This window comes from Streptomyces sp. GbtcB7 (assembly GCF_019091445.1).
GTDB lineage: Bacteria > Actinomycetota > Actinomycetes > Streptomycetales > Streptomycetaceae > Streptomyces > Streptomyces mirabilis.
In genome coordinates, this window is record NZ_JAGXJM010000027.1 from 159196 (window position 1) to 173304 (window position 14109).

The window sequence follows — 14109 nt, forward strand, 5'->3', positions numbered from 1 at the left end:
ATGCACGACGAACGCCGCCGGATCGAGGAGCGCGTCGCACGCGTCCACGACCAGCGCATCAAGCCCGCGATCTACGCCGCCTCGGTGCCCTTCGAGGTCGAGGCCTGGCAGGCGCCCGGTGAGCCGGTCCCCTTCGAGGAGGCCGCCGCGGCGCCGTACAAGCCCTTCGCGATGGACACCCCCTGGGGGCCGCCGTGGGGCACCACCTGGTTCCGGATGCGCGGCTCGGTTCCCGCGGACTGGACGGGCAAGCGCGTCGAGGCCGTCTTCGACCTCGGCTTCGTGGGCGACTGGCCCGGCAACCAGGCCGAGGCGCTCGTCCACCTGCCGGACGGGGTCCCGCTGAAGGCGGTCAACCCGCAGAACCAGTACGTGCCGATCGCCCACCCGGCCACGGGCGGCGAGGAGATCCACTACCTGGTCGAGGCGGCCTCCAACCCCGACATCCTGGCGAACGACTTTGCCGGCCCGACCCCGCTCGGCGACCGCCTCACGGCCGGTGACAAGCCGCTCTACACCTTCAAGCGCGCCGACATCGCCGTCCTCGACGAGAACGTCTGGCACCTCGACCTCGACGTCCAGGTGCTGCGCGAACTCATGCTGGAGCTGGGCGAGCTCGACCCGCGCCGCCACGAGATCATGATCGCGCTGGACCAGGCGATGGACGCCCTCGACCTCGACGACATCTCCGGGACGGCCGCCGCCGCCCGCGCGGTGCTGGCCCCCACTCTGGCCAAGCCCGCCCACGCCAGCGCCCACACCCTCTCCGCCGCCGGTCACGCGCACATCGACTCCGCGTGGCTGTGGCCGATCCGCGAGACCAAGCGCAAGACCTCCCGCACCTTCTCGAACGTCACCGCGCTGGCCGAGGAGTACGAGGAGCTGGTCTTCGCCTGCTCGCAGGCCCAGCAGTACGAGTGGGTCCGCGACAACTACCCGCACGTGTGGGAGCGCATCAAGAAGGCCGTCGCCGACGGGAACTGGGCGCCGGTCGGCGGCATGTGGGTGGAGGCCGACGGCAACCTGCCCGGCGGCGAGGCGCTGGCCCGCCAGCTCATCCACGGCAAGCGGTTCTTCATCGAGCACTTCGGCATCGAGACCAAGGGCGTCTGGCTGCCGGACTCCTTCGGCTACAACGCGGCCTACCCGCAGCTCGCCAAGCTCGCCGGCAACGACTGGTTCCTGACCCAGAAGCTCTCCTGGAACCAGACCAACAAGCTGCCCCATCACAGCTTCTGGTGGGAAGGCCTCGACGGCACCCGCATCTTCACGCACTTCCCGCCCGTCGACACCTACAACGTCGAGTTCTCCGGCAAGGAGATGGCGCACGCCGTCCGCAACTACCAGGACAAGGGCCGCGGTACGACGTCCCTGGCCCCCTTCGGCCACGGTGACGGCGGTGGCGGCCCCACCCGCGAGATGATGGAACGCGCCCGGCGGCTGGCGAGCCTGGAGGGCTCGGCGAAGGTCAGGGTCGAGCACCCGGACGCCTTCTTCGCCACCGCCCGCGAGGAGATCCCCAAGGACCAGGTCTGGTCCGGTGAGCTGTACTTGGAGCTGCACCGCGCCACCTACACCTCGCAGGCCCGCACCAAGCAGGGCAACCGGCGCAGTGAACACCGCATGCGCGAGGCCGAGTTGTGGGCGACCACCGCCGCGCTGAACGCGCCGGGCTACTCCTACCCGTACGAGAAGCTCGACCGGCTCTGGAAGACGGTCCTGCTCCACCAGTTCCACGACATCCTGCCCGGCTCGTCCATCGCCTGGGTGCACCGGGAGGCCGAGGCGGAGTACGCGCGGGTGGCGAAGGAGGTCGAGGCGATCACGGCTGAGGCCGTGGCCGCGCTGGGCACGGGCGAGACCCGGGTGTTCAACACCAGCCCGGTCGACCGCGCCGAGGTGGTCCGTACCTCCGTCGGCATCCCGATGTACGCCGAAGTCCCCGCGAACGGCAGCGCGTTGCTCGACGCGGCTGAGCCCCCGCGGCCGGTGACCGTCGAAGGCCGCGTCCTCGACAACGGCCTGGTCCGCGTCGAGCTGGACGAGGACGGCACGCTGGCCTCCGTACGCGACCTGACGGCCGACCGTGAGGTCCTGGCCGACAAGGGCAACCTCCTCCGTCTGCACAGCGACCTCCCGAACTACTGGGACGCCTGGGACATCGACAAGCACTACAAGAACCGCTACACGGACCTGCTCGACGCCGAGTCCGTCACGGTCGTCGAGGACGGTCCGCTGCTCGGCGCGCTGAAGGTGGAGCGCGCCTTCGGCAAGGGCTCCCGGATCGTCCAGACGATCACCGTGCGGGCCGGCAGCCGCCGGATCGACGTCGAGACCGAGATCGACTGGCACGAGGCGGAGAAGATCCTCAAGGCGGCCTTCCCGGTGGACATCCGGGCCCCGCACTCCTCCGCGGAGATCCAGTTCGGCCATGTCCAGCGGCCCACGCACACCAACACCAGCTGGGAGTCGGCCCGCTTCGAGGTCTACGGCCACCGCTGGGTGCACATCGCCGAGCCCGGCTACGGCGTCGCGGTCATCAACGACTCGACGTACGGCCACGACGTCTCCCGCACGGTCCGCGAGGACGGCGGTACGACCACGACCGTACGCCTGTCCCTCGTGCGCGCCCCGCGGGTGCCGGACCCCGAGGCCGACCAGGGCAAGCACCGCTTCACCTACGCGCTGCTGCCGGGCGCGAGCATCGAGGACGCGATCGCGGAGGGCTATGCGCTCAATCTGCCGCTGCGGGTGGCGGATTCGGCCGGTCCGGCCGAGCCCGTCGTCTCCGTGGACGGGGAGGGCGTGACCATCGAGGCGGTCAAGCTCGCCGACGACGCCTCGGGCGATGTCGTCGTACGCCTCTACGAGTCCCGCGGAGGTCGCGGCACCGGCACCCTGCGCACCGGCTTCCCGCTGGCGGGGGCCCAGGTGACCGACCTCCTGGAGCGCCCGCTGACCACGGTGGACACGGACGGGAACGCGGTCGCGGTCGCGCTGCGCCCCTTCGAGGTGCAGACGTTGCGGCTGGCCGTGGCGAAGGCGTGACCCCAGTTCCCATGAAGTATTAAGGAAACGGTAAAAGGCCTGGTCGCGGCGGGTTTCACGCCCGCCGTGACCACGGCGCTTCTTCTGCGCGACACCTGGAGTTCGCCCTTCCCCCTTGTGATGCGGGGACCAGCGAGAAAGAGGTGTCACGGTGCGAGACCCGCGTATGTCCGCGATCGGCAAGGGACTGAAGCGCCGGGGGAGGCTGATGGCGGAGGCGGTGCGCCCGCCGCGGCGAACCCTCGACGGGGTGCCGTCGCCCCGGAGTCCCGAGGGCGCCGACGGCCTGCCGTACGTCGCCCCGCCCGCCCCGCGGCTGGTGGACTCGCCCGTCTTCGTGCTCTCGTCCGTGCGCTCCGGCTCGACCCTGCTGCGGGTCCTGCTCAACAGCCACAGCCAGATCCGCGCCCCGCACGAGATGCATCTGCGCACCGTCCACGTCCACTTGTCCCGGGACTTCACCGCGGAGGCCATGCGGGCCCTCGAACTCGACAAGGACGAGCTGGAGCACGCCCTGTGGGACCGGCTGCTGCACCTCGAACTCACCCGCAGCGGCAAGCGGATCATCGTCGACAAGACCCCGCCGAACACCCTCGTCTGGCCCCGCCTGCACCGATGTTGGCCCAGCGCCCGTTACATCGTGCTGCTGCGCCACCCCGGCGCGGTCATCACCTCGCTGACGAACCGCCGCTCGGACCCCGACCACGAGGCCATCCACGAGGAGGTGCTCGGCTACAGCGAGAAGCTGGAGGAGGCCCGGCAGAACCTCGACGCGCACGTGATCACGTACGAGGAACTCACCGCCGACCCCGAGGGGACCACCCGAGGCCTGTGCGACTACCTCGGTGTCCCCTGGGAGAGCGGCATGCTCGACTACGGCCGCCAGGACCACGGTACCTTCCGCCCCAAGCTCGGCGACTGGAGCGACACCATCAGGTCGGGCCGTATCCAGCCCGCCAAGGCCGCCGAGGCTACGGTCCAACTCCCGCCCAGGCTGGCCGAGTTGGCGCGGGCGTGGGGGTACCCGACCGTCTGACGGCCGGATACTCCCACGCCGGGAGCGTCAGCCGGTGAATCCGGCCGTGATGGAGGTGAACTGCCAGTTGTTCTGGCTGATGCCGGAGCAGTTGCTCACCACGCCGCCGCCGGGGCAGGGCCGGTCACGGTTGACCGCCCAGTAGGCGAGACGGGCGATGTGGTGCGAGTTCGCCCAGTCGCGGATCTGGGTCCAGATCGCCGGGGTGGTGTTCTCCTGCTGGTCGGACAGACCGTTCATGCCGGAGATGCCGATGTGGGAGTAGGCCGTGGCGTCGTCCCAGCCGAAGGTGGACTTCAGCTTGGCCTTCAGCCCCTCGGCGGCGTTGACGGTGTTGCCGTACATGTCGGAGCCGCCGCCGAAGTCGAACGGCATGATCGTGAAGACGTCGATGCCCGCGTTCAGCGACTGCGCCTGCTCGATGAGCCGGTTGCCGTAGTAGGTCAGTCCGGTCGTCGAGGTGCCGAAGGTGACGATCGTCTTCAGGCCCGGGTTGTTGGCCTTGACGGTCTTCAGCGCGGTCAGGATCTTGGCCTGGACGGCCTCGTTCTCGAACTCGTCCGTGTTCTCGATGTCCATGTCGATCGCCTTGAGCCCGTAGGCGTCGATGACCTTCTGGAGCGCACCGGCGAGCGCGCTCGCCGAGGAGCAGTTGGCCCCGAGCTTGCTGCCCTGCCAGCCGCCGAACGACGGGACGACGTCACCGCCGGCCGAGCGGATCTGGTTGATGACGGTCTGGTCGGTGCCGCCGGTGAGCGCCCTGCTGCCGTCCCAGGCGGGGTTGCAGCCGCCCGAGTCCAGCATGAACGCCATCGTGAACCACTTGACGCCGGTCGAGCTCATCACCGAGGTCGCGCTCGGCGGGTCGCCCCAGCCGAGGTAGAGGTACGGTGCCGCCTGCTTGAAGCCGGTGCCGCCGCCACCGCCCGCGTCCGTGGTCACGGACACGGAGTTGGAGGCCCCGGAGGTGTTCCCGGCCGCGTCCCGCGCCTTCACCGTGAACGTGTAGGCGGTGCTCGACGCGAGACCGCTGACCGTCGCGCTCGTCCCCGAGACGCTCAGCACCTGGTTCGAGCCGCTGTAGATGTCGTACGCGGTGACGCCCACGTTGTCGCTCGACGCGCCCCACGACAGGGACACGCTGGAGGAGGTCTTGCCGGTGGAGGTCAGGTTCGTCGGCGCGGTCGGCGCCTGGGTGTCGGAGCCGCCTCCGCCGCCCGGACCGTCCAGGCTGATGTCGTCGGCGTAGTAGGTGCCCTGCGCGTACCAGCCGTGGACGTAGATCTTGGCGCTGGTCTGCGAGGCGCCGGTCGTGAAGGAGACGCTGAGCTGGCTGTACGCCGACGGGGACGTCGTCCACGTCGAGGCACCGCCGTCGACGCCCAGGTAGACGTAGCTGCCGCGCACCCAGCCCGAGAGGCTGTACGTGGTGTTCGGCTGGACCGAGACGGTCTGGCTGCACTGGGCGTTGTCACTCGAACTCACCGCCCCGGCCAGGGCCTTGGAGCCGCCGTGCACGGGGCTGGAGACGACCGAGCCGAGGTTCCCTGTGCACGACCAGGGGGAGAGGCTGCCCGACTCGAAGCCGGGGTTGGACAGGATGTTGGCCGCCTGGGCCGTGGTGGGCAGCGCGACCGCCCCGGCCAGCGCCAGGGCGGCGGTGCCGAGCAGCGCGAGGACGCGATGTCTGGAGCGCCTGAGGTCTGTTCTGAGGTTGATGCGCACGCGATCTCCCTTGAGGCATGGGGGTGTTCGGGAGTGCTTCGGGAGTGCTGAGAGGTGCGCAACCAAGTTGGTATGGACCAATCCCGCTGTCAAGGCGTTGCGCGGAATTGGTCCAGACCGGTGAGTGGGTGGTGAAGGTGAGACGCGAGGGGGTTGGGGGAGAGGTGCGAGGTGCGAGGTGCGAGGGGTGGGGGCAGGGGCAGGGGGCGTAAGGCTCAGGCGGGGGCGATGGCGGCCGTGGTCGCGTTGGAGGCCTTGGACGCATGGGCGGGTGCGGGCTCCGATGCCGGAGCGGCCTCCGTGGCGGGGGCCGGGGCGGGCACGGCGGGCAGGGTGGACGCGGGCGCGTCGGTGCGCTGCTGCGGCAGCGAGACCGGACGCACCGGACGGGGACCCGCGAGCACGGTGTAGTCCTGCCCGAGCAGCGGCGGCACCATCTCGCCCGGCTCCTCGCCGAGCGCCAACCGCACCGCGGCCCAGGGGGCGTTGATACCGCACTGCGAGAGCTGGTGCAGACCGCCCGCCGGGCGGGTGTTGACGTCCATGAGAACCGGGTCGTCACCGAGCATCCGGAACTGAATGTTCGTCAGATAGTGCAGTCCGAACGCCTCCGCGAGCAGCCGTGCGGGCTCGATGAACGAAGGGTGCAGCGTGAAACCGCGACGCCGTCCGTTCTTCGTGCGGCCCACCGCCATACGGACCCGGCCGTCCGGCGCCGTGAGGCAGTCGACGGACACCTCCGGCTGCCCCAGGAGCGGCATGACCAGCCAGTCGACGGGCTCCTCCGCCGACCGCAGTGCCTCCACGACCAGGTCGAGCGGCACGTACGGGCTCGGAAATCCATTGAGGTGAGCGAGCGAGAAGGGGGCGCGCGTGATGACGCGGAAGCCCACTCCGCCCGCCCCCGCCGCCGGCTTGAAGCAGGCCTTGTGGCCCTCGGCCTCCAGCGTCTCGACCGCGGCGACGAGCTCCTCCTCGGTGCGCACCCGCCACCACGGCGGCACCGGCACGCCCACCGCCTGCACCGCCTGGTACGCGGTGGCCTTGTCCAGGAAGACGGCCACGGCCTCGGAAGGCGGCGCCAGCAGGGCCGTACCGAGCGCCGCGAACTCGGCGCGGTGCGCCACGATCGCCGCCTGCTGCAGGACCGGCACGAACACGTCGATGGAGTGGCGCGCGCACTGGTCGAGGGCGTACTCGACGTAGGCGGCGGGGGAGAGGCCTTCCGGCTCCATGGCGGCGGTGTCGGCGGCGGCCAGCACGGGGGAGTCGGGATCGCCGTGGGTGGCATGGATCTCGACCGGGCGGAGCTGCGGATTACTTCGCAGCTGGTCCATGAAGAACACGTTCTCCGCGTACGTGCGGTTGAGCCAGACGCGTACGCGAGAACCCATGCAGGCCGCCTTTCAGGGTTCCGGGCACGGCGGAGCAGGCCGTGCCCGGCCAGGGGAGAGGGAGGAACAGCAAACCGCCATACGCCGAGAAGGGTTCGTGGCGGTTGTGTTGGGGCGATCATAAGGGGCGCGAGCCCGGTGTGACGCTACGGGCATGTTACGGATTTCCCGCGACCCCGGAATCAGGCTCGACGCGCCGGGGCGCGAGGCCCGGCGCGCGGGCCGTCCTTGTCCCGCGGGGACGAATGTGTTCTTGTGTTTCCAGTCCTTTTCTCGGAGGTGGCAAGGGTGCGGTCGACGGCCGGCGGAATCGGAAACCTGCTGGCCATCAGCGACCTGCACATCGGGTACGCGGAGAACCGCGCCCTGGTCGAGAAGATGCGCCCGCACACCGACGACGACTGGCTCCTCGTGGCCGGTGACGTCTCGGAGACCGTGGCCGACATCCACTGGGCCCTCGAAACCCTCAGCGGACGCTTCCGCAAGGTCGTCTGGGTGCCCGGCAACCACGAGCTGTGGACCCATCCCAAGGACGCCGTGCAGCTGCGCGGTGTCGCCCGCTACGAGCATCTCGTCGCCATGTGCCGGGAGTTGGGTGTCACGACGCCCGAAGACCCCTACCCCGTCTGGGACGGGCCGGGCGGCCCCGCGGTCGTCGCACCGCTCTTCCTGCTCTACGACTACTCGTTCCTGCCACCGGGCTGCACGAACAAGGACGAGGGCATGGCGTACGCCGAGGGGACCGGGGTGATCTGCACCGACGAGCACGTCCTGCACCCCGACCCCTACCCGAGCCGCGAGGCCTGGTGCCGGGCCCGGGTCGCCGAGACCGAGCGCAGGCTCGCCGAGCTGCCCGAGGACCTGCCCACCGTCCTGGTCAACCACTACCCGCTGGACCGTCACCCGACCGACGTCCTGCGCTACCCCGAGTTCGCCATGTGGTGCGGCACCCGGCTGACCGCCGACTGGCACCGCCGCTTCCGCGCCCAGGTCATGGTCTACGGCCATCTGCACATCCCGCGGACCACCCACCACGAGGGCGTCCGCTTCGAAGAGGTCTCGGTGGGATACCCCCGGGAGTGGCGGCCCCGCCCCGGCCCGCCGGACACCCTGCGCCACGTACTGCCGATGGAGGTCGGAACCGGTGATCGAGGAGCTGCTCCCGGAATCGGTCGTGACCGTGGAGACACACGGTGACGACCAGGACTGGGGCGCGCCGCTGTACCCCGGGGAGCAGCAGCTCGTGGCGCGGTCCGTGGAGAAGCGGCGCCGTGAGTTCGCCGCCGTGCGCGCCTGCGCCCGCCAGGCCATGGAGAAGCTCGGCGTGCCCGCGCAGGCCGTCCTGCGCGGCGAGCACGGGGCGCCCGTCTGGCCCGCCGGGCTGATCGGCAGCATGACGCACTGCGAGGGCTACTGCGCGGCCTCCCTCGTCCGCGCCACCGACCTGGCCTCGCTGGGCATCGACGCCGAACCTCACGAGGAACTCCCCGACGACGTCATCGTCTCCGTGGCCCTGCCCACGGAGAACGACCGGCTGCGCGAGCTGGCGCGGCAGGACGCCTCCGTGCACTGGGACCGGCTGCTGTTCAGCGCCAAGGAGTCCGTCTACAAGGCGTGGTACCCCCTCACCGGAAAGTGGCTGGACTTCCTCGAGGCGGACATCGAGCTCTTCGCGGACGACGGCCCCGCACGCTCCGGCGGCCTGCGCGCCGAACTCCTCGTGCCGGGACCGCTGGTGAACGGGCGACACATACAGGCCTTCGAAGGACGCTGGACCGTGCGCCGGGGCCTGCTGGCCACGGCCGTCACCGTCCCGCACACCGGGGCCGACGCCTAGCCAAGGCGGCCTCCGGGCTCCGGGCACCAGCTGTGCAGCAGGCGGAAGAACTCCTCCTCGTTGCCCGCGAGTCCGGCCGCTGCCAGCGCCTGCTCCGCCTCGGCGAGTGCGGCGGGCGGCACCACGGGTGGTCGACGTCCGTCCGGCGGACCGTCGAACGCCGCTCGTACGGTCTGGAGGAGACGCAGATAGGCCTGCACGGCGGCGCGTTCGTGGTCGGTCAGTACGGCGGTCGGCATCGGACGGCTCTCCCCGGGTCGGCTGGTCGAAGCGGTACATGGCGGTACGTGCCTCCAGCTTGCCAACCGCCACTGACAATGCGGTTTCGATGCGTGCAGGTTCGCCCGCTTAGCGGAGGTGAAACATCACGGAAATCCCTTGTGGGACAGGGGCCCTAGGGTGGTGAGAAGAGCCGGGAAGCGCCTTCTCGGCGGCGGGGAAGCCGCCTTCATGGCGGCCCGTAACAGGAGGTGAGCCCGTGGTCGACGTACCGCCTCGGCGTCCGCGGCGCAACCCGCGGCTGCGTTCCGTGGGCGACGCGGAGCTGCGTCTGCAGCACCGGGTCGTGCACGGCTACCGTCGTGCCTACCGCGTGGCCGGTGAGGGCCCCGCGCTCGTCCTGATCCACGGCATCGGCGACTCCTCGGCGACCTGGGCGGACCTGATCCCCGACCTCGCGCGCTCCCACACGGTGATCGCGCCCGACCTGCTTGGCCACGGCTCCTCCGACAAGCCGCGCGCCGACTACTCGGTGGCCGCGTACGCCAACGGGGTCCGCGATCTGCTCACCACGCTCGACATCGAGTCCGCCACCCTGGTCGGGCACTCGCTCGGCGGCGGTGTCGCCATGCAGTTCGCCTACCAGTTCCCGGAGCGCACCGAACGGCTGATCCTGGTCAGCGCGGGCGGCGTCGGCGGCGAGGTCAACCCCGTACTGCGGGCCGTCTCGCTACCGGGCGCCCACCTCATGCTCTCCGCGCTGCGACTGCCCGGCATGCGGCTCCAAGTCGGCCTGTTCCTGCGTCTGATGAGGCTCCTGGACACCGATCTGGGCCAGGACGCACCGGAGTTGCTCAACCTCGTCGACGCGCTGCCCGACGCGACCTCCCGCAGCGCGTTCATCCGCACCCTGCGGGCGGTCGTCGACTGGCGCGGGCAGGCGGTGACCATGCTCGACCGCTGCTATCTGACCGAGGGCATGCCCACGATGCTGCTCTGGGGCGACCGGGACAGCGTGGTGCCGGTGCGACACGCGTACGGCGCGCACCAGGCCATGCCGGGCAGCCGGCTGGAGATCTTCGAGGGCGCGGGCCACTTCCCCTTCCACAGTGACCCGGCCCGTTTCCTCGACCTTGTCGAGGAGTTCACCAGCACCACCAGCCCGGCCGACTGGAGCCGAGAGCACTGGCGCGAACTGCTGCGCGCGGGCCGCCCCGGCACGACGGCCGGCCGGCCCGACACCGCCCACAACCGGGCGGTGGAGCGCGACCTGCGCGAGGCGAGCGAACGCAGCGCGACCTGACACCCACCGCCGACGGTGCCCCACCGCCGACGGTGCCCGGCGCCGCTGGGCGCCTGCCCTTCGCTCAGCCCACTGCCGGCGTTCCCGACGGCTCCGGGACGCTCAGCACCGCTTCCCGCTCCTCGGCCGTGAGGGGCGGGGCGGTCAGGGGAGGACGGCGCGGGCCGCGCAGCACGGCGACGGCGACCTTCGGTCCGACCAGGGTGGACAGGGGAGCGGAGAGGGTGATCACGGCCAGGAACGCCCGGGCCGCCAGGGGGCGTCCCGCCGCCGTGCGCAGGAGCCGGTCGACATAGCGCCCCAGCAACTTCCGCGTGAACCCGGGCTGCTCGCCGATCGCGCCCGGGTAGCGGATGTCCGTGCCCGTGGCCAGCTCCCAGGCGATCGTCACCGGAAGGGCCACCGCCCGCTGCACCCGCCGCGCGAGCCCCGGCGCCGCGACCCCGTGCTCGGCGAGCCGGCCGCGCAGCGCCAGCGCGCCCTGTGCGGCCACCGTCATGCCGTGCCCGTAGACCGGGTTGTACGTGGCGACGGCGTCGCCGAGCGCGACGAACCCCTCCGGCCAGCCCTTGACCTTCTCGAAGAAGCGCCGCCGGTTGATCGTGCTGCGGCTGACGGCGACGTCCGTCAGCGGCTGCGCGTGCGCGATCAGCTCCCCCACCACGGGGTGCCGCAGGCCGCGCGCGAACGGCTCGAACTCCTCGACGGAGTCCGTCGGCTGTCCGTCGCGGGTGCCCGACAGCGTCACCAGCCAGCGTCCGCCCTCGACGGGCACGATCGTCGCGGACCGGCCCGGCACGGGCTGCGCCGGGTCGGGCTGCACACCGACCACGGGGTAGTCCTCGGTGCCCGCCGGTGCCCGGAAGATCCGGCTGGCGTAGGTGAGTCCGGAGTCGACCTCGTCCAGCCGCGCCGGTGCGACACCCAGCGCGTCGAGCCACAGGGTGGAGCGTGAGCCGCGCCCCGAGGCGTCCACCACCAGGTCGGCCGGCAGCACCCGTTGCCCGCCGTCGCGCATCCGTACGCGCACGCCCGTCACCCGGGAGGCGTCGCCCTCCAGACCGAGCAGCTCCGTGCCGTCCACGACGGTCACCCGGTCCTTCGTGGCGACCTGGTCGCGCAGTACCGAGTCGAGCAGATCACGGCTGCACGAGATCATGAACTCCGTCTCGGGCCAGCGCCGCAGCCAGCCCTGCGCCGTCAGGGAGACGAATCCGGTGGGCATCGGGATCCGGCGGGCGCCCGCGGCGAGCCAGGCGGCGGTCACCCCCGGCAGCAGCTCCTCCATCGCGCGGGCGCCACCGGACAACAGCAGATGGGCGTGCCGGGCCTGCGGGAGGCCCTTGCGCGGCGCGGGCCCGTCCGGCAGGACGTCGCGCTCGACGACGGTGACCTCGGCGTACGGGTCCAGGGCGGCGGCGGCCAGCAGACCGGCCGTCCCCGCGCCGATGACGACGGCCCGACGGGGGGCCGTACCTCTGTCGCCTGCTGCCGCGCTAGCGGGATTGCTCATGGAAGTCGCTCTCTGACCTGGTCGCGGCCCGTCCTCGGACGGCCGCGACGACGGGTGACTGACGCAGGGCCATCGACATCCGTACGAGGTCGCGTGGACCCTCGGCGGAAGCGGCGGGGGTGGTGGCGGCCTCCGCCGCGCTGATGACCCTGCCCTCCGGGTCGGCCGCCCTGGCCCGCACCGCCGCCGTCACCATCGCCGCGTCGGCCTCGGCCTGAGCCTGGGCGGGCTCGGAGCCCGCCGTCACGGCCGCGTCGTAGGCGAGGGAGCGTACCGCGGAGTCGAAGTAGGGGTACAGGCTGAGCATGCCGTCGTGGATGTCGGACTCCCGCTGGGTGACCTGGAGTTCGGCGGAGGACCACCAGGAGATCCGTACCGCGTGGTCCGCGTGCGCCGAGACCGTCCTCAGCTCGCGCCACAGCGGCCCGAGCCGGCGGTACGTCGACCAGGTGGTCCAGCTGTCCCCGATGCGCTGGCAGGCCAGCGGGAGCAGGAAGCCGACCGCGCTGACCTGGGCTCCGACGGAGGCCAGCACAGGGGCCACGTCGGTGCTCAGACCGTCCAGGTTCGCGCCGTTCCAGCGGGCCACGACGGCGATGAACTTGGTCACCGAGTAGGGGACGTTGAAGAGGAAGCCGACCGCGATCGTCAGCAGCCCGGCGCGCAGCCAGCCGTCCACCTGAAGGGCCCAGCGCCAGCACATGACGTTCATCGCGACGCCCGCGACGGTCAGCGCCACGAGGTAGAGGACGATCATCTCGCGGATGAACGGGGTGTTCGCGTAGTAGGTGTCGAGGTCCCGCAGGCGCTCCTCGGGGCAGTCCCCGAGCAGGTAGAGCACGACCAGCGCCACGCTGACGACGCCGTACCCGGTGATCCAGCGGCGGGAGAGCCGGCGGGTGACCTCGGGGGGTCCGCCGCGCCAGTGGATGATCAGCACCAGACAGGACGCGCTGAAGACGCTCAGCAGGCAGTAGACCAGGGGCGCCGAGACGTTGGGGATACCGGTGAGGTCATTGACCTCGGCGATGGTCGGCGGGGCCGCGAAGAGGAACACCAGGCAGGCCAGCGCCAGCAGGACGCCCACCGACCGCAGCAGCGGGTCGCGCCAGCCGCGGATCAGGGTGGGTGCCTTGACGGCGAGGGCGGCTCCCATGGCGACGGCCGGGACGTAGTAGCTGGATCCGTCCATGTCCGGGAAGGCGCCTCAGCCCTGCGGTCCGCGGTACCCCAGGGACGCCTCGATGCGGCCGGCCAGACCGTCCCGGCTCACCGGCCCGCGCAGTGGCGAACCGGCCAGCCAGGTACGGCACTTGCTGGCGAGCAGCAGACCGAAGCTCTCGGCCTCCTTCTCGTCCGCGAGGTCGAAGCGGGTGCGCGCGGCGACCCTCAGGACGGTCGCCTGCAGATCGGCGGTGTCGCTGAGTAAGCGGGCCGCGACGGCGGCGCCCTCGACGTGGTGACTGCAGTGCCCGGCCTTCATGTGCCACAGTTCGTGGCCGAGGATCACCAACTGGTGGTCGGGGGCGGTGCGTTCCTCGATGACGACGAGGTCCTGGTCGGCCATGTCGAGCCACAGCCCGCTGGCGGTGCCGGGCGGGAACGCGGCCGTACGGAACTGGACGGGACGTCCGCGGCGTCTGCTCATGGCGTCGCACAGGGCGGCGTACAGGTCGCCGGGTTCCGCCGGTGCCGGGAGCGAGAGCTCCGCGACCAACTCGCCGCACAGGCGGCGCATGTCCCTTCCGATGCCCACAGTTCTCCCCCGGATCACGACTCGGGCCGCTTGACGCTCTCCAAGAGCATGTCCAGCCATTCGGCGACCTTGTCGCGGTGCTGGTCGGTGGGCAACTGCGCGGCCCGCCAGGCGATTCCGCGGACGCCGTGGTCCTGGAGCAGCCGCTCCAGCGGGTCGTCGGCGGCCGCGGCCGCCTCGCGCTCCCGGGCGGCGGGCGGTTGGAGCAGCTCCCGCTCCCCGCGCCGCCGGGCGCCCCCCCGCGCCCCGGAGTCCTCCGCCCCCCGGGACCCCCCGGG

At 71.5% G+C, this 14109-nt stretch carries 11 protein-coding genes and 1 pseudogene; 5 read left to right on the top strand and 7 right to left on the bottom strand.

Translation table 11 applies throughout. The features are described from left to right. Positions 1-3048, top strand: a complete 3048-nt coding sequence (locus tag KVT44_RS36970; RefSeq protein WP_217571821.1) for a glycoside hydrolase family 38 C-terminal domain-containing protein — start codon at positions 1-3, stop codon at positions 3046-3048. A 151-nt stretch (positions 3049-3199) separates the two neighbouring features. After that, positions 3200-4084 (top strand): sulfotransferase, encoded by an 885-nt coding sequence (locus tag KVT44_RS36975; RefSeq protein ID WP_308314208.1) that lies wholly within the window; start codon positions 3200-3202, stop codon positions 4082-4084. A gap of 27 nt (positions 4085-4111) precedes the next feature. On the opposite strand, the gene KVT44_RS36980 is transcribed toward KVT44_RS36975, so the two are convergent. Continuing rightward, a complete protein-coding gene (locus KVT44_RS36980) occupies positions 4112-5809 on the bottom strand; it encodes a carbohydrate binding domain-containing protein (RefSeq protein ID WP_308314209.1) in 1698 nt (565 codons plus the stop codon). Positions 5810-6024: 215 nt separating this feature from the next. After that, positions 6025-7203 carry an ATP-grasp domain-containing protein gene (locus tag KVT44_RS36985; RefSeq protein WP_217571823.1) on the bottom strand — a complete coding sequence of 393 codons (1179 nt, stop codon included), beginning with the start codon at positions 7201-7203 and terminating at the stop codon, positions 6025-6027. A gap of 288 nt (positions 7204-7491) precedes the next feature. On the opposite strand from KVT44_RS36985, the gene KVT44_RS36990 reads away from it, so the two are divergent. Beyond that, positions 7492-8400, top strand: a complete 909-nt coding sequence (locus tag KVT44_RS36990) for a metallophosphoesterase (protein WP_099919601.1) — start codon at positions 7492-7494, stop codon at positions 8398-8400. After that, entirely contained in the window at positions 8348-9040 is a 693-nt protein-coding gene (locus tag KVT44_RS36995; protein WP_217571825.1) for a 4'-phosphopantetheinyl transferase superfamily protein, read from the top strand. Before KVT44_RS36990 ends, KVT44_RS36995 begins: the two co-directional genes overlap by 53 nt. Here KVT44_RS36995 and KVT44_RS37000 read toward each other — a convergent pair. Continuing rightward, entirely contained in the window at positions 9037-9279 is a 243-nt protein-coding gene (locus KVT44_RS37000; RefSeq protein ID WP_099919599.1) for a hypothetical protein, read from the bottom strand. The two genes, KVT44_RS36995 and KVT44_RS37000, sit on opposite strands and share 4 nt — an antisense overlap. 239 nt (positions 9280-9518) lie before the next feature. Between KVT44_RS37000 and KVT44_RS37005 the strand changes: the two genes are divergently transcribed. Continuing rightward, positions 9519-10562 carry an alpha/beta fold hydrolase gene (locus tag KVT44_RS37005; protein ID WP_190168233.1) on the top strand — a complete coding sequence of 348 codons (1044 nt, stop codon included), beginning with the start codon at positions 9519-9521 and terminating at the stop codon, positions 10560-10562. A 64-nt stretch (positions 10563-10626) separates the two neighbouring features. On the opposite strand, the gene KVT44_RS37010 is transcribed toward KVT44_RS37005, so the two are convergent. The 4 genes and pseudogenes from KVT44_RS37010 to KVT44_RS37025 form a co-directional block, all read right to left on the bottom strand. Beyond that, a complete protein-coding gene (locus tag KVT44_RS37010; RefSeq protein WP_217571826.1) occupies positions 10627-12075 on the bottom strand; it encodes an NAD(P)/FAD-dependent oxidoreductase in 1449 nt (482 codons plus the stop codon). Next, a complete protein-coding gene (locus tag KVT44_RS37015) occupies positions 12059-13267 on the bottom strand; it encodes an MAB_1171c family putative transporter (protein ID WP_217571828.1) in 1209 nt (402 codons plus the stop codon). The genes KVT44_RS37010 and KVT44_RS37015 overlap by 17 nt, the downstream gene beginning before the upstream one ends. 15 nt (positions 13268-13282) lie before the next feature. Next, positions 13283-13813, bottom strand: coding sequence for a hypothetical protein (locus tag KVT44_RS37020; protein WP_054236102.1), 531 nt, complete (start codon positions 13811-13813; stop codon positions 13283-13285). 32 nt (positions 13814-13845) lie between these two features. Beyond that, positions 13846-14109: pseudogene (locus tag KVT44_RS37025) on the bottom strand (transcriptional regulator); the annotation flags it as partial.